Raw genomic sequence first — 16,876 nt, 5'->3', positions numbered from 1 at the left:
CTTGCAAGGCTTCGCCCGCGCGGATTACTCCGCGCCCACGCTTGCTCGGCTACCTTGTTGAACGGATCACTTCAAGGGTAAGCTCCTTTCAGCTTACGAGATAAGCCAGGCTTCGCCTGGCGCACCGGATGACGCAGATGGAACGTATTAACAGACCGTTTTGCGTTCCATCTGCGTCATCCGCGTCATCTGCGGGCTAAACATCACGGTTTCGGATAGGCCGTGCCGTCAGGCAGAGGATCATAGTCCTTGCCGTACTTGTTTTTGTGACCTTGCAACAGGCTGCGCTGTTCGGCCAGCCGGATCGTTCCGAGTGAACTCGACGTGCCGGCGATCGTCACTATCCGAGTGAGACTATTCAGGGTTTCCGGCAATACGCGTTCATTCCACACATGCAATTCGTACTTCCCCGGCGGGACATTCGGGATCTCGATAGTTCCGTTTCGGGCTGAAATTGCGTAATAAGGCGTTTTGAGCGCGATGACCACAGCGCTCATCTCCGGATGGATGTTGCAGAAAATGTAACTGACGCCGGGCTTGTTGAAAACAACGCTCCGCGTCGCTCCGGCCTCGTAAAGTCCGAGGTCGAAACGCTTGCCGTCGAACAGCGAAAAAACATTGTGAAAGAACGGATCCTGGTTTGGAAAATCCACCGGAGCTCCAACCTGGACGACAAGCAGGTGAGGGAGAAACGTCTTGTTCTTTTGCAGCAACTGCTGATGCTGAGAACGCACGGCCGCTTTTGCTTCGGGTGAAGTGCCAACAGGGTCCAGCCAAACGACGACACCGGAGATATCCGGCCTGGCCGTATTGGAGAATTCGATCTTACCGGTCACCTTGACCTCGTCAAGCGCGACGGCACAGATCGCGACGACCAGGTAGACAACCGCGAAAAATGCGCAAGGTATCCAGCGTTTCAAAACAAGACTCCCATACCGACGTTAATATGATCCGCGCCTGCCGAGTTGCCACTGATCCCAAAGGTCCGCAGATGGCGATACTCCACGGAGAACAGAAAGTCAGACCGTGGCCGGTAAATAAGGTTTATAAAAGCGGCCTGATTTCTCGCGACAGTTGGGTCGATGTAACCCTGCTGAACGACCGGAAAGCGGCGCAGGTCGCCGGCAAGAATGGTGTCCTGGCCAAATCCTCCGTTCCATTCCAGCCTCTCCGTCTGCCGAAACTTCGCCTGCGCCCAGCCCCCTGCCGAATTGAGGCCACCGATTTGTGTTGATAGGCTGGAAACCGGGCCGCTATAGCCCACACTGTGGCCGAACCCGCCACCAAGTCCACCGATGGCCCGGCCACGATAAGACTCGCCGGAAAGCTCCCAGCGGTTGCTCAAAGGCACGGTCCAGTCGGCTGTTCCGGCCCAGGCGTCGACATTCCGGTAAGGTCCCCATGCCTGACGGCTGTAATATCCTCCGATTCCAGCGGTGAGTGTCTGACCGAACGCCTTGCGGCTCCATGCTGTACGAGCCGCATAAGCGGGCTGCCTCGAAGCTTCGCCAGCACCCGCCGTGCGCAAAAATTGAGAACTCGGAAGTTCTCCGGTCAGCGGGTCGAGAATCCCACCTTGAAGCAGCACGCTGGAGCTTTCGCTGAGATCCAGGCGGCGCTCTAAGCGCGCCTGCGGTATCCAGGTCCAGAGATTGCCGCTGTATGCAAATTCGGGAAGGGCGAGCGTCGCCACCGAGGTTGGTGAGCGCGGTGAGAAGAATGGGGCATCCTGGCCCGCCACAATTGTCGTGCGCGGCCAGGTCAAACGGACCGCGCCGGTGCGAAGCCTGGGTAAGCCCAACGTCGTACCGTCGGGCGTGGACGGAAATCCACCGGCGAAATCGAATTGAACGTCGGCACTGACCCTGGCACCTTTGATCTGCGGTCCGAATGCTTCAAGGCCGATTTGAGACTGCCTTAAAGTGCCGCCGAAGCTGCCTCGTGAATATTGCGTGCCGTATTGGCCGACAAAACTCGGGAAGTCGATATTGTCGACAAAGCCGTTGTTGCTGAACAGGTTCATCAGAACGGTTCCGGAAAGACGCACACGATACTTCGACGCGCTTTCGACTTTCGTCTGATATTGGTCATCCACCTTTGCGCTCAAGAGCTGCTGGTCTTCCTCGAGTCTCTGAACGGCTGGAGATTCGCCGGCCTGCGGGACCGGTACCACGGCTGCAAGCTGCTCCCGCGTCGCTTCCAGCTCCTGGCGCAGCGCCATCGTTTCCGTATGTGAGCGAACCATTTCCGCCTTCATTTCCTCGAGCATCGCTTTCAATTCGCTCGTCTGCTTCTGAAGACTTTGAATACTGTCCTGCAGCGTCTCCTGTGCAAGAACCGGAAATGATGTCGCAACGAACACCATCCCGGCAGCCAGAACTTTCCACCTCCAATTTAAAAATGATCTAACCAGCACGTCAGTCCTCCAATCAGTCGGACAGAATTCCATCCCCGGAAACGAGGATTGGAAGCGTCAACTTGAATACCGTTTTTCCAGGTTCGGTGCTTTCGAGGCTGGCGTCGCCGCCATGATCCTGGAAAATCTTCTGCCCGATGGCAAGCCCCAACCCAACTCCATTTTGTTTTCCGTAGCTGACAAACGGCTGAAACAGCTTTTGCCGGATGGGTTCCGCAACCCCCGGCCCGTTGTCGATGACACGGATTGCAATCGTGTCCCGCTCTTCACGAAGACGCACTTCGACCAGACCGCAATCCGGCGGCACGAACTCGCAGGCATTACGGATCATGTTCGTCAGCGCCCGCTCCACTTTCCTTTGATCAAACCATGTTTCACAGCGACCTTCGGACACCACACGGATATTCATCTCATGGAATTCCGGGTGTGCCTGCACGGTCTGGCGCGCCCGGTCCGCGGAATCCACAACCCTGCCGAACACTCTCCGCAGGGATTCCCTTGCCCGGGAAAATTCCAGCAGCGAATCGACAAGATCCGTCAGCTGATCGACTGCGGTTCGAATTTCCCGGTAGAGTTCTTCACGCTCGCCGGCATCCAGATGTTCATCGCATAGAAATTCTGCGTTTGCGACGACAGCGGTCAGAGGATGCCGCAAGTCGTGGGAAATAGAACTCGCCGTGCGGCCGATCGTCGCAAGGCGCTCCGAAGCGATCAGTTTCTGCTGGGATTGCTGGAGGCTGACGCGCATCCGTCCGAACGCAGCCGTCAATTCGGCGATCTCATCGCCTCTCTGCCTGATCAGGGGATATGCGAAGTCACCGGTGCCGAGAGCCTGCACGCCCGACACAAGATCAGCCAGCGGCCGCGTGAACGTGTATGAAACGAAGAATACCACTGCCGTACCGATTAATATCGCAACCAGACCTATCACGAGAAGCCGCCGGTTGAGGCTGTCCAGAAAGCCCGCAGCCCTGTCGTAGGACTTGAGAACGCTCAAGCGGACGAAGGGCGCGACCGTGGGAGGAACTTCCACCGTGGCCGCGAGAAACGTTTCATCACCCAGCCGGACTTCGGCGGGCGCAGCCATATTTTCGGAAGAGACGGCCGGCACACTTGCCAGATGCGGTTCCATCTCGGGCTGAACCGTGCTTGCGATCAACTCATTGCCGTAGAAGAAGGCTACCTGGCTCGACGCAATGTGGCTGACTTCGGTAGCCAGCGCTTCCGAAATCTCACCACCGATGGCCAGCACACCCAGCACGCTTCCGGTTTTCGGCGCTCCGAAATAGATAGGCCGCAGCAGAACCTGATACAGGTGTCCGCCTCCATACCACCAGAAGCTCGGCTGGTCGGAAGCGAGAGAACTCTTGAGAAGGTCCTGCGCAGCTCCCCTGGTCAGTCCCGGAGTGCTCGTGTGAATGGCCATGACTTCGCCGGTCGGATCCGCGAGAACAAATACGTCGCTGGGCGCCAGACGCCAGATGTCCGCGGAGGCATCCTGAATCGTTGCCGCATCCCGCGTCGTCATCAGCGCTTTAAGATTCGGAAGATTCGCCACCAGTTCCGCAGAGCTCGAAAGACCGATTTCCCTCTGCCGCTGAAAATCACGGAAGACAACGACGGAATTCCTGAGGTCCTCGGCGATTTCTTTCCGCAGCTGCAGTCGAACGCTCCTGCCGACCATCCACAATGTGGCAGAGGTGACGCCGAAGGACACCAACAGCAGCGTCAGTAAAAATTTGGTGCGCAGCCGAAGATTGAACACGATGCCGCTTCTAGGGGACGAACTTGTAGCCGGCCCCGTGGATGGTCTGGAAATGTACAGGGTTCGCCGGATCGCTTTCAAGCTTCAGCCGCAGTTTCCAGACGTGGTTATCCACCGTCCTCGTGGAAGGGTAATCCTGATACCCCCACACTTCATTCAAAAGTTCCGAACGAGACATCACGCGCGATGGATTCTGCGTGAAGTGTCTCAAGAGCTTGAATTCCTGCGTGGTCAGTGACAGCAGTTCTCCGCCCCGCGTCACTTCCATTTTTGCGAAGTCCACCGCAACGTCCGCGAACGCAAACACCTCAGGCGCGTCTGTCCGGCTCGTCCGGCGCACGGCCGCCCGCACGCGCGCGACAAGTTCCCGCGGACTGAAAGGCTTGGTCACATAATCGTCGGCACCCAGTTCCAGCAGGAGCACTTTGTCCGTGACGTCGGCCTTGGCGCTGAGGACAATGACAGGAAGTGAAGGCGCCTGTTTCTTGATTTCCCGGCAAACGTCGTTTCCCGCCATCCCCGGCAAACGGAGATCCAGCACTACTGCGGAGGGAGGCGACGAGCGGAAAGCGTCCAGGCCGGCCTTCCCGTCATTCGTAACTTCGACGACATAGTCCTCGGACTCGAAGATACGCTTCAAGGTTCGCTGAACGGTTCGATCGTCTTCAACAACCAGAATCTTTTTCACAACGTCCACTCAAAGTATCAAAAGCGCGGACACGAGCAAACGAGAAAGGAGAAGACAAATTAGAGACAAAGTCATTGCTCCGGGGAGATTTCCCGTCACAATGGCCTTCAACAGGCAATCTATATTTATATTATGAGACGCTTAGTTCTGATTTTGGTGACCATGCTGATTGCAGCGTCAGCCTTCGCCGCGGACGGCCCCTGCATCATTCCGCAACGGGGATACTTCCGCATACATAGCGGCACTGCATCAGCCGAACGGAATCGGAATGGAAGGCAGCTGGGAGCGAAGCGCCGCGGCAAGGCCGGAAAAATCCTCGACGGTACATTTCTCAACGCCATTCACGCGGCCTGGAAAGAGTTTTACGTCAACACCCCCGTGGCTGCGCAAAGCGGCGTCCATGAGTACGACAGCGCCGCCTCGGGAAACGAGCAGAATATCCTCCGGCTCAATCGCAAAAAAAGCCTCGAGTTGATCGTCCCGCTTCTTGCGCGCGACGACAATATCCGCGCGTTCAGGCAGGTTCCAGACGCGCTCGGCGCTTGCTGTCAGCGCAGCGATCAGTTCCTCGTCCGTGAGCATACCGAGAGCGCGGGCACGGCGCACATGATCCCAGATGTTCCATGGAGCGGTCAGTGTCGAATCGGTTCCAAAGAGGATGACCGTCTTGTCCTTCAAGCGCGCGATCGGCGCGGTCGCGCCAAAAAGAAATTCATTTGAAACCGGGCACCAGACGACTGCAGTAAAACGGCGGGCCTGATCGGGACGCATGGCAATTCCGTGCACTCCGACCAATCTCTTCCGCCACAGATTCCATCGCAGGAAACGGTCGATTTCCCTTTCGGCTTCCTTCCCGATGCCTTCTCCCACATGCGCAACGACGGCGCCGCCAGCGGGAATCAGCATGGCGCTCAATTTTCCGAGGCGAGGCGAATGAATGCTTCGCGTCCCGCCAATGACATGAATAGACGAAGAACCGCATTGCGCATCAGTACCGTGGTGGGCAACCGCAGTGACTCCGCAAATCAGGTTCTTCAAAATTCCAGCGCGAATGCGTAAAGCGCGAGGAACGGCCTCGACCTGCGAAATCTCCTTTGCGGAGCCGCGATGAATCGCATTGCCCCATTCCACGTAGTCCCGATAGTGTCCGGAGCCCAGTTGTTGATAGCAGTTGAACTCCAGATGATCGTGCGAATTGATAAGACCGGGAAAGGCCAGCGCGGGCTGCAGATCGATCGTGGAATTGCCGCCGGGAATCACTAGATCTCGGAGGCCCGGTCTTCCCAGCGTTTCCACATTGCGCAAAATCATGGGGTCTTTAAGAGATGCATCCCAAATACCAGCGCTACGTTCTTGTTCCTGTCGTACGCTTCCAGGTACTGCGCGCGCTCGAAAAACGGCCTGACGGATTCATCGATCACACGCTCATCCACGAAGAGCGGGGTTAACCTCTCGTCCAGGGCGATTTCCTGCAGACGCTCGAGACTGGTGGAGTGGTGTTCGATTTCAAGGGTTTCGCCTCCGCTCGTAAACGTTCGTTTCATTCCGGCCTGAATCGCATCCGGATGGAAGTCGGTGAGGAGAATGGCGCCTCCAGCGCGAAGGATGCGCGACCATTCACGCATCGCGTGCGCCACTGAAGGTATGTGCGCAAGCGCCAACGTAGAAAGGATGACATCACACGATGCATCTTCAATCCCGGCGATGCGGTCTCCCGGCGAGCTAAGCAGGTGCGCATCGGGATGGGACGCCTTCAGCCTTTCGAGCATCCCGTGCGAGGGATCCACGCCGATAAGCCTGGCGGGATACCGCGAAAGAATCTCCTTCCAGTGGCGCCCGGTCCCGCATCCGACGTCGACAAGGGTTTTCCCTTCGATTTCAATGCGGGAGACCAACTCGGTAAACAACGCTGCTTCGAGCACAAAGACGACATTTTCAGCTTGAGCGTCATATGTAGCCGCCCACCGGTCGTAGCCTTCGACCGGCGATACGCGGCGGGTCCACTTCATGGTTGGAGAATACAACAATCCCGCTCAGCGTACTGTCGGTATGGAAGTGAATGAGCCCGACGGGCTGAAACGCAGTCCGATGGCGGTAATCGCTTCCGTACTCTGGAACTGCACGACACCGAGACCATTGGCCGACACAGAAAACAACTGGTCGACAAATAACGACATATGAGCAAATGCCGGCAGGCTGATTTGCGAAGAAGCCAGCCGAACTCCATTCTGATCCAGCACCGATGCCGTAATGGATGCGGAAGATTGGGTTTCATTGGCCAGAGCCACGCCCGTCCGGTAGCCGTTGGTATTGTCATACGGCAGCAAAAGAGTGGACGATATCGAGTTGTCGAACGGGACGGTTCCTTCCGAATCCCCTCCCGGCAAGTTGAAATCGAATATCGAGTAACCCGTCAGCGCTCCGGTTGCCTGAACGTTGGCCCAGCCCACGCTCAGAGCTGATCCTCCTCCACTTTGGATGACCAACGATGCACCAGGGCTCAACGTGAAAGTCTGCGAGGATGCCGACAAGCTCAGGCCGAACTGCGGAAACATGAGCGGCAATGTCATCGCGCTGCCCGCGGCCCCGTAAAACGTTACCTGACCGTTCACCGTAGCGGCCGAGAGGTTTATCAGTGTCATTGTCGTTTGCCAGCCGGCGCCGGAGGCAATCTGCGCAAACCCGCCGATTGGAGCCGGTGAAGCGGCCGAGGCGGCAGGTTGAATCGCCAACTGAAGAGTGGCTGAACCCGTATTTCCAGCGGTATCACGAACGCTCACCATAAAGTTGAATGCGCCACTGATGGTGAGGGGTATTCCGCTGATGACTCCGCTCGCCGGACTCAATGAAAGGCCCGCCGGCAGGCTTCCCGCAGTGACCATCCAATTTGAGTAGGAACCGGTGCCGCCGGTGGCCGATAAAGACTCGGAGTATGCGACCCCGACGGATCCCGGCGGCAGCGGGCTGGATGTTGTGATCGCCGGCGGGCCGCCGGACGATGACGGCCCCACCACGATCGTGAATGTTTGCGTCCCGACTCCGTTGCCGGCCGCATCGGTCAGCAACGGACTCCCACCGCCGATCAGTTCAACACTCACCGTATAAGTGCCGGAAGGGACGGCCGGGTTGACGATAAGTTCGGCAAGGTTGCCGGTAAAAGCGGGATCCGTTGTCGTAAAGACTCCAGGAATGTTGTCGAAAAAACTAAAGAAAGGATTGCTGCTGAAATAGGAACCGGCCGGCCCGTTAAAAATAATCGAGATACCGTTTACATATAAAGGCGCATCGCCGATGTTCTGCAATACCGCGCTGAGATCCACGACACTGCCCGGCGAAGCATTGTATGTTGAAGAACCGGGCGTGAAGCTCAATGCGGGAGCCGCCAAACAAGGGACTGCAGTTATCAGGGCAGCGATCATAAGAGCCGGCCGCAACAGTCTCATTGACCCACCGCGAAGAGCGTGGCGTTATTGATCGCGTAAACGGTACCGTCCACACCAATCAGCGTTGGAGTGTAGGCCTCGCCGAGACCGGGTGTCAGGACAATCGACTGAGTCAGAGCGTTCGCCGTGAAGTCCCAACGGTAGAGGACTCCGTCTTCATTGTTGACGAGAGCCGACTTCGAAAACGGATCGACAGCGGCGGAGTTGATACACCACTCTTTCACGGCATTCGGGAAGGATGGACGATCCTCCAGGTCAGGCGTGGGTCCGGCAACGGTAATCACTTCTTTCATGACCGTTATTCCGGAGATCGAATCGCTCTGGCCGGCATCGGGGTCGAGTATCGCGACCCGGTTTACGCCGTCGCCTCCAACGCCCGCATAGTTGTTGTACTTGGTTAGAACGAGGTAAAGCGACGAACCCTGGTACGAAGGAACCAGCTTCGATGGAACCACAGAGGGGGTGTCGTCCCAACCGAATGAGCCGGGAGTCTTGATCTGGGTCAGAGTACTGTCGAAATGGAGCAGCCACCCTCGATAATTATGGGTTCCGAGCGGATTCTCGAGCACCCCGTAAAACACATCGTTATCCGGACCGACCATCGGCGTTGCAGTACCGTCATCCGAAATCTGCGCGTCGCTTCCGGTGCGCGGGTCGCGCAACCGGACATGGCCGGCAGGCGCGAGCGTGGTGGCGCTCACCGCAGCCAGGTACCCTGCCGATCCGCTGGAGACGGCGAAATACAGCGTGCGCTGGTCATTACTCAGCGTGGGCGCGCAATTCATGGCCACTTCCGTGATCGCGTTGTCGCCGCCCGCCGCAGCGACTGCGGTAACGAATGATCCGGCGCCGGTGTAATCGATCCTGGCGATCCCGCTGCTCAGATTCGCGGGATTGGATCCAAGGACGACGTAGCCGAAGAAAACGCTTCCGTACCGGTCGGCGATCAACGGAGTCGAGATTCGCACATTGTTGTTAAACACGGCACTGCCGGAGGCATAAGTCGCGTTCCCGTAGAACGCGATCTGTCCCGAAGGCCCTGTCGTGGAATCGGGCTGGTCACGGTAATAAACGGTGCCTCCGGCCCCGGCCCAATACAGACGGTTTCGGACAGTCAACACCGGGCCAAAGCTCGGCGTCCAGTTGTGCGGCGGCAACGAATAATCCGTACTGAGCGAGTACTTCAACGAGCCGTCCGCGCCATTTCTTACATCGACCCGAAAGCCGTCCACCGCACCCGTTTTGACGGGGACGATGACTGAATTGCCGGCTGTAACGAGCGGCGATCCGTAATGAATCAAAAGCTCGTTGCCGGAATATCGGGGAGCCAGATCGACCAGCGTCTGCCACTTGATGCGATTGAGTGCCTGAGATTGCACGGCGGATAAGGCCGTGTGCTGCGGATTATGGGAATAATTCAACCACGGCTGGGTTAAAGACTGACTGAGAACCAAAACCGGAAGAATCAGACAAAGAACGGAAATGCGTAAGAAGCCAGAAGTTGAGCCCTGTAGTCCAGTCATAAAAGTCTGAAGGGAATCGGACACATTCGCCTCCTTGGAAAGGATGGGAATATACTCGCCCGATAATTCATCATACCTTGATAGACTACGCCTGCAAGGCTCATCTCATCTAAGCTGCCTCCCGCTCGCGCTGAAACAGTCTTCGCAACTCCTCTTTCGCTTTTTCGAGGCGTGAACGGCTGTTTTCGGGCAGGTTCTTTCCCGCACGGTTGATATAGAAGTTGAGCATAGACATCGCGGATCGGAAGGGACTGCTTTTGCGCCGCCGGCTGCGTTCGGCCGATCGTTTCAGAGAGAGCGCGATGCTTCGCGGGCTCTTTTGCGAAAAGACGCCGGCATCGAGGTCCAGAGCGTTACTGTGCTCGGTCACCTCGCGCGACCAGCGCTTGGGTTTACGTGTCGTCATGATGGCTCCTCATCGCTACAACCGCACAAAGGATGCCAAATTCTCAACGAAAGAATTGGAAATTGTATCAGTCGAGGTTTCTGCATTTCTTCAATTGAAAAAATGCAGAAACCTCGACTGATCCAATCTCCAATAGATTCAAACGAAGTTAGGGCATTGCGATCGGCGACTCTTCGTATTGGCGCTTCGTCGGCCACAGGAAAATGGTCTGCTTCGCAGCGCTATCCTCGACCAACTTGCGGCGATGCGCCTTCAGCAGATCGCTACGCGTGATCATGCCGTTCAGCTTGTGTGTTTTGTTCGATAGCACCGGCAGGCGGCCGATGTTGTGGTAGACCATCTGGTCGGCTGCATCGCGCAAGGTCGCATTTTCGTAAATGCTTACTGCCGGGCCCCTCAGGAGCGACGAGATTGGCGCCCTGTGATCGACCGCGGGGTCGAGAAATTGGCGGCGAGTGACCACGCCGAGCAGAGTTCCGGTCCCATCGATAATGGGATAGCCCTGATGATGCGAACCCGGCTCGTGCCGGCTGATCCACTGCCGGACATATTCGACGGTGTGGGTGGCTAAAATACTGACGGGTTCCTTTGCCGCCACTTCACGCACAAATACCTGGTCGAGAGCGTCCGCAGCATACTCGCTGGGGACGCGGATGCCGCGGCGGACGATTTTCTCGGTCATGATCGTGGTCGGCATCAGCAGAGCGGAGAACAGGAAACTGGCGGAGCATCCTCCCAACAGCGGCAGTAAGCCGAGCGGCTGCATCGTGGTTTCAAAGGCGAAAACCGCAGATGTCAGCAGAGCGCGGCTCGCGCCCGCAAACATCGCCGCCATTCCGACCAGCGCGGCGACCCGCATATCGACGCCGGCCGATGGAAAGAGACGCTGAAACGCAGCGCCCAGGCACAGGCCCAGTCCGCCGCCAATCGTGAAGAGCGGAGCCAGCGTTCCGCCGCTCGTCCCCGAACCCAGCGAGATCACCCAGGACACGAATTTAAAAATGAACAGTATGGCGACCGCCTGCACCGCCATGTCTGCTTTGAGAAATCCTGATATGTTGTAGTACCCGACACCCAATGTACGCGGTTGAAAATACCCGACGACGCCGACCGCGATCGCCCCGATCGCAGGCCACCACATCCAGTGCACAGGGATATGCTCGAAGCTGTCTTCAACCCAATAAACCATTTTGGTGACGACGACAGCCATCACGCCCACGATGGCGCCGAGCAGGATGTATAACCACAACGCCGCGCCGGCTGGATGATCCAGCGCCGGCATTGCAAATATCGGAGCGGCGCCATCGAAGAAGATGCGGGCGCCCGCGGCGCTGCACGATGCCAAGGCCACAGGGATCAGAGAGCGGGGCCGAAACTCAAACAGTAACAACTCCACGGCGAGCAGCACGGCGCTGACCGGGGTACCGAAAGTTGCTGCCATTCCAGCCGCAGCGCCACAAGCCAACAATGTTTTGCGCTCCGACGCCGTTGTACGAAGCAGTTGTCCGACCAACGAACCGAGCGCTCCGCCGGTCGCGATGATCGGCCCTTCAGCGCCAAACGGTCCACCGGTTCCGATCGCGATTGCCGCGCTCAGCGGCTTCAAAAACGTCAGCCTGGGCGGAATCCGGCTCTCGTCCAATAAGACTTTCTCCATCGCTTCCGGGATCCCGTGGCCGCGGATCGCGCTCGATCCATATCGCGCCATCAAACCCACGATGAGGCCGCCGATCACTGGAACTCCGATCGTCCACAGCGGAAGCGACACACCGACAAAAGACACGGCTTCCAGCGACCAGCGATGAAAATAGGCCAGGTTCGTGATCAACGCAATCATGTGCACCAGGACTTGCGCAACGAGGGATGAAGCCACGCCAAGCAGCAATCCCAATGAACTGATAAATACGACCCGCCGGTCGACCGGACTGGCACGAAGCGGTACGTGCGCCGATTCGAGAGCGAGATCAAGCGACGGCGCAACAGGAAGCCCCTTCTCAACAGTTGCTGACGATTCAACAGGTCTCTTATTTTCCATTAACGTTTTTCATGAGGTTCTATATTTTCGGTTATGACTTTATTCAGCGCCTTGATCAGACCCGGCGCCATCGATTCCAATTGTTCGCGATGGGGCAGCGACAGCTTTTGCAACATCCGCTCGCCTCGTGCAGTCACTTCCAGAAGAACGTGGCGGCGGTCTTCATTGCCGCGCTGCTTCCGGATAAGACCTTTGCGGACAAGCCGCTCGATCAACTCCACTGCACTGTGATGACGGATGTACAGTCGTTCTGCGATTTCGCCGACATTGGGCTCGACAGCCTTCGGCAAGCCTTTTAACGCAAGCAACAGCTGATGCTGCTGCGGGTTGAGTCCGGCACGGCGCGCCGCGTCTTCGCTGAAACGGAAAAACTGCCGGATCCGGTGTCGAAACTCCGCAAGTGCCTCATAATCAGCCGCGCTCAGCTTCCCCGATGCCATCAAAGCCTATTATATCGGATTACGAGGTGTTTCTGAAAAGGGAACAGGGACGGAACACAAAAGGCACATGAGGAACCTAAAAAGGCCAAACGGTGAGGGTCATTTGTGATGTTTGTGCCTCAGGAGGGCAGTCCATTCCAGGGTACTCTGGACCTCCTCATTCTAAAAACACTCAGCGAACTGAAATGCTCGGATTGCGTTTGAAGACGCTCACGCGGCAAGGGTGTGCTGCAATCTGTGCGCCCATGGTACCTGCCCCCAAGAACTGCGACGCTCCTCATCATCGGGCTCCTTCTATCTGGATTACCGCGGAAGCGCCACAGGCACAAGGAATGCGGTTCGACTAGATCACTTCGAATGCGGCGATGCCTTTGAGGCGACGGTCGAACGTGAGCGTGGCTTTGCAGCCAAGTTGGGAGTTTCTGCGGCCGATCAGGCAGTCCGCAAGATCGGCTCTCGTCCTTCTATAGTCCTCGAGCGCAAACTCGATGGACTGCTTATCTTCGAACTCGAATTGTCCCGTTAGCAGGATGTTCTCCATCATGCTGATGATCTCTTCTTTCGAATGGTCATAAACGGATGTGAGTATCCATGCGAGTTCGCACAGAACCACATGATTGAGATACAGGGGTTCACCAAGCCTGACAGCGCGCTGGATAAAATGGGCGGCTCTCTTCGCTTGAACAACGTCGTCGTCCCGTAGGTATCTGGCCAGAATATTGGTGTCCAGCGCTTTCACTTGCGGCGGGCTCGCGCTTTAAAAGCGAGTTTCCGTTCGGCAGGATTATATGGTTTCATACCGCTCCGATTAAGCAGGCCCTTCAGGTCGGACACGTTAATATTCACCGCTTTAAGACTGACGGTCTTATCGCTTTCGTTAATCTTGAATTCCAGCTTATCGCCGGATTTCACTTTTAGAAACTCGCGCACTTCACGAGGGATGGTGGTTTGTCCCTTGCTGGTCAGTGTGGCAGTCGGCATAGCAAACTCCTCCTTACACGGTACCATATGTAAGGAAGCGATAATCTCACACGGATGAGCCCTTGAAATGGATTACGAACAAACTCGAGACTATTTGCGGTCGGACTCCGCTGAATCGAACAATATCATCAGGGCTTCGTTGCGAATCCGGAGTCGTGCATAGATGTGCTGGTGCCTGGGTTGAGAACTCCACTTCAGACTTATTCCGGTCGTAGGTCAGGATGACGCGGCCCATCTGCCCGCGACGCGAGCAGAAGCAGTTCTCCAGTGCTGACATTTTCGGCCGGGAGCAGTGTCCGTGGGAATTCAGTGTGACGGTCTGATCTTTTGAAACATTCCCGATGGTTTCTAGAATTGTCATTACGTCCTCCCGGAATACGCTTGCAGTGGCTCCATTTGTCGCCTTCATAAGCGCCTCTACTGATAAGAGGCCGCAGCCCCGCATTTGTTACACTTACCGGGGAAAAACCCTGGAAAGTGAGTTTGCGGGACGGAATCCGATCATGTACGGCTGCATTTCGGAATGCAACAGAACATTGGTGAATGCAGGCTTACATCCGCCAATGCAGCCTTGCATCGGCAAATGCAGGCTTGCATTCGCCAATGCGGGGTAGCCCCCGACCTTATATATATGCCTTTGAAAACATATATATGCCTTTGAAAACCCGCCCCCGAAAACCGGGAAAGAACCGTACATCCGTACGGTGATTCGTCCTTGCTTCAACGCCTCACTTGATCTTCCTGTAGATATCGGCCCCGTTTGGGGGTTTCGGGATCTTCCTGTCAGTGCGGCAGAAACACATTCAATTGTCGTGACGTCTTTGGCAGAGGGAAACGGCGAATACGAAATCCGGCATCGAGCTTTCGCGAGTGGATGCCAAGCACCTCGCATTGTCCCAACGTGGGCTTGAGCAGGTTCATGAAGGTCTTGATTGTGGTCGTCTTGCCGGCGCCATTCGGTCCGATTAGACCGAACACGCTGCCTTCGGCGACTTCGAGGTCCAATGACAATCCAGAAGAATCAACCACAAGAGGCACAAAAGGGTCCTTTCCCTTTATGCCTTTTGTGGCTGATTTCTCCTCATTTAATCTTCCTGTAAATGTTGAAGCCGAGCATGAACCGGGTGCCGCCCTGAAGGGCAACCTGCACGGGGGTCATCTGCAACTGGCGGGAAACCACGAGTTCGAAGGTGTGCCGGAAGGTGGATTTCTGCAGGCCGAAGGACACACCGGAACGGTTTGTCGAGACTCCGGGTTTATCGCGGTCTTCTCCGAGGAATCCCCACAGCCGCGGGATATATTCGCCGACAACTGAGACCGTCGGCAGGACGCGGACGCCGGCGCCGAGACCCAGCGAAATCGTGTTGTTGTGGTTAAAACCGAACCCGAGAGCGGGAAGGTTATCCCCCAACGACTCGTTTCTGGTATTGAACGCAAATGTCGGGCTCGCGGTAACCGACACGCGATCCTTGAAGGTCCGGGTGCCCACCATTTGAAGAAACGGTGAGTACTGCCGCGGTGTCGTCGGAGTCGGATCGTACAGGCCGAAGTTATGCTGTCCGTCGACTCCGCCCCTGAATTGCAGCGTCACCGGCATCTCCTCGTTCTGGCGGGTCAGTTGAATCGCGGTGCTCAGCGAGATGGTCTTGCTGAATGCCGTTCGCAGCACCGTGACGCTGATCTGATCGGTAACGCCGACCCTGACGCCGAATGCAACGACTGCCGGAAAGTCGAAACCGAGCAGACCGCTGGCTCCAGCTGCCTTGATATCCGTAGTGAACCGGTGACCGACCCAGAAGTCCCATCCACCCTTCTTCTGAGGTTTACCATCAGGAAGATTGACGACGTTCGATCCGAAGAAGGCGCCTTCGTGCGCGTAAGTATCCACTGGAATTTCTTTTGCGGGCGCCGGAGCGGAAGCCGGAGCTGACAGCGCAGCCGCGGCGGCCGGCGCAGATGCCGCCGCACCGTTAACGGATCGCTTCGTAATGTCGATGAGACACTTCACACCCCCGGTTTCCATCACCATCTGCTGATTGTTCGGGTCGGAGAAATAAACCGTAACGCTATCGCTCACCTTGGACATGGGATAAACGAAGCGGTCCGGAAATTGAGCGCGCAACATCGGCGTGATCATTTCGCCGCCACTCTCGAAGGCCTGGCCGAACGTGTTTCGCGCATCGCCGCCTTCGGGACTCATGTGGCAGGTGATACAGCCGTCGACGGCGGGATTGCGAAACGGGTCAGTTCGATAAAGCTGTAAAAATTCCGGCATCGCGAATGCCGGACTGCACGACAACAGAAACACTGTTACACAAATCCATCGAGTCATTTGTCCTCCATCCCGAGAAACATCCAGAAAGCAAAGTAAATGGGGGTGGCCATCACGAACACGTCCACCATGCCGTGAACGAGAAACATTCCAGTGGCCATCGAAGCGGGGCCGTATCCCCATTTTCGAAAGGCCAGGACGAACAGAAAGGCCGCTAATCCAAAGACGCCGCTGCCCGCAAGAATTTCCAGATAAAGATTGTTGGAATAGACATGCGTGTCCCAGCGCGTTGCGCCGAGATAACGTCCGTATACGAGCCGGTAATTGTCCGGCCCGATTCCAAGCGGATGCGCGGCAACGATCTTCATCGCCGCGCTCCACAGCGCCCGCCGGGAAACGCTTGCGTTGATAAAACCGGGCCTTCGGCCGCGATTGTAGAGCGCCGAAAGATCCGCCTGGCCCGTGCTCCTCTCCGCATCGGAACGAATATCAGCCTGGATCAATGTCGGAATCACGCCGGTCTTGCTGAACCAATCAAAACTACTGCTGAAGGGCTCCAGAACGAGCAGGTAACGGCCAGGCTGATCTGGTGTGAGGAACGCTGCCTGCACCTGAACCGTTTCATCGCGGCCGACATTACCGGGGAGCGCTGTGACAATCGGCGTCGTGTCAATAAACCGCTCCGTATTCATGTCCCACCAGCGGTAGCCGATGGAAACGTGACGCCAGCCGGCCGACCGCCAGGTCGCTACTCCGGTGTTGCGCATAGTCAACTGAACGTTGTCGACCGTTCCGGGCTGCTGCTGCAGGTAAGTCCAGTCCGTGTGGTATTGCGCGGCGAGTGGCCGCTCGGTTGGGTTGTGAAGCCTTTCCAGCAGTAGAGGATTCAAAGGAAGCAGAATCCCGT

Annotated in this window: 16 protein-coding genes; all 16 read right to left on the bottom strand. The window is 56.8% G+C overall.

Annotated elements, in window-relative coordinates; all coding sequences use genetic code 11:
• Positions 1-203: 203 nt before the first annotated feature.
• Positions 204-920 carry a hypothetical protein gene (locus VGK48_06435; GenBank protein ID HEY2380806.1) on the bottom strand — a complete coding sequence of 239 codons (717 nt, stop codon included), beginning with the start codon at positions 918-920 and terminating at the stop codon, positions 204-206.
• Positions 917-2,416, bottom strand: a complete 1,500-nt coding sequence (locus tag VGK48_06430) for a hypothetical protein (protein HEY2380805.1) — start codon at positions 2,414-2,416, stop codon at positions 917-919. The genes VGK48_06435 and VGK48_06430 overlap by 4 nt, the downstream gene beginning before the upstream one ends.
• 13 nt (positions 2,417-2,429) lie before the next feature.
• Entirely contained in the window at positions 2,430-4,181 is a 1,752-nt protein-coding gene (locus tag VGK48_06425; GenBank protein HEY2380804.1) for a HAMP domain-containing sensor histidine kinase, read from the bottom strand.
• Between the two features lie 10 nt (positions 4,182-4,191).
• On the bottom strand, positions 4,192-4,869 hold the full coding sequence (locus VGK48_06420; GenBank protein ID HEY2380803.1) for a response regulator transcription factor: 678 nt from the start codon (positions 4,867-4,869) through the stop codon (positions 4,192-4,194).
• Positions 4,870-5,118: 249 nt separating this feature from the next.
• Entirely contained in the window at positions 5,119-6,180 is a 1,062-nt protein-coding gene (locus VGK48_06415) for a hypothetical protein (GenBank protein HEY2380802.1), read from the bottom strand.
• Entirely contained in the window at positions 6,177-6,878 is a 702-nt protein-coding gene (locus tag VGK48_06410; protein ID HEY2380801.1) for a class I SAM-dependent methyltransferase, read from the bottom strand. The genes VGK48_06415 and VGK48_06410 overlap by 4 nt, the downstream gene beginning before the upstream one ends.
• A 24-nt stretch (positions 6,879-6,902) precedes the next feature.
• Positions 6,903-8,312, bottom strand: a complete 1,410-nt coding sequence (locus tag VGK48_06405) for an Ig domain-containing protein (GenBank protein HEY2380800.1) — start codon at positions 8,310-8,312, stop codon at positions 6,903-6,905.
• Positions 8,309-9,691 (bottom strand): hypothetical protein, encoded by a 1,383-nt coding sequence (locus VGK48_06400; GenBank protein ID HEY2380799.1) that lies wholly within the window; start codon positions 9,689-9,691, stop codon positions 8,309-8,311. Before VGK48_06400 ends, VGK48_06405 begins: the two co-directional genes overlap by 4 nt.
• 253 nt (positions 9,692-9,944) lie before the next feature.
• Entirely contained in the window at positions 9,945-10,241 is a 297-nt protein-coding gene (locus VGK48_06395) for a DUF3175 domain-containing protein (GenBank protein ID HEY2380798.1), read from the bottom strand.
• Between the two features lie 148 nt (positions 10,242-10,389).
• Positions 10,390-12,276, bottom strand: a complete 1,887-nt coding sequence (locus VGK48_06390) for a chloride channel protein (GenBank protein HEY2380797.1) — start codon at positions 12,274-12,276, stop codon at positions 10,390-10,392.
• Positions 12,276-12,716, bottom strand: coding sequence for a helix-turn-helix domain-containing protein (locus VGK48_06385; GenBank protein ID HEY2380796.1), 441 nt, complete (start codon positions 12,714-12,716; stop codon positions 12,276-12,278). Before VGK48_06385 ends, VGK48_06390 begins: the two co-directional genes overlap by 1 nt.
• Before the next feature lie 343 nt (positions 12,717-13,059).
• On the bottom strand, positions 13,060-13,455 hold the full coding sequence (locus VGK48_06380) for a type II toxin-antitoxin system VapC family toxin (protein HEY2380795.1): 396 nt from the start codon (positions 13,453-13,455) through the stop codon (positions 13,060-13,062).
• Positions 13,452-13,697, bottom strand: a complete 246-nt coding sequence (locus tag VGK48_06375; GenBank protein HEY2380794.1) for a type II toxin-antitoxin system PrlF family antitoxin — start codon at positions 13,695-13,697, stop codon at positions 13,452-13,454. Before VGK48_06375 ends, VGK48_06380 begins: the two co-directional genes overlap by 4 nt.
• Before the next feature lie 783 nt (positions 13,698-14,480).
• Positions 14,481-14,702, bottom strand: coding sequence for an ATP-binding cassette domain-containing protein (locus VGK48_06370; GenBank protein HEY2380793.1), 222 nt, complete (start codon positions 14,700-14,702; stop codon positions 14,481-14,483).
• 76 nt (positions 14,703-14,778) lie between these two features.
• Positions 14,779-16,029 carry a DUF5777 family beta-barrel protein gene (locus VGK48_06365; protein ID HEY2380792.1) on the bottom strand — a complete coding sequence of 417 codons (1,251 nt, stop codon included), beginning with the start codon at positions 16,027-16,029 and terminating at the stop codon, positions 14,779-14,781.
• On the bottom strand, positions 16,026-16,876 hold an 851-nt coding region (locus VGK48_06360; GenBank protein ID HEY2380791.1), incomplete at its 5' end, for an O-antigen ligase family protein. The genes VGK48_06365 and VGK48_06360, both read right to left, overlap by 4 nt.

The organism is Terriglobia bacterium, from assembly GCA_036496425.1.
GTDB lineage: Bacteria > Acidobacteriota > Terriglobia > 20CM-2-55-15 > 20CM-2-55-15 > 20CM-2-55-15.
This window is presented reverse-complemented; position numbering and strand designations above follow the sequence as displayed.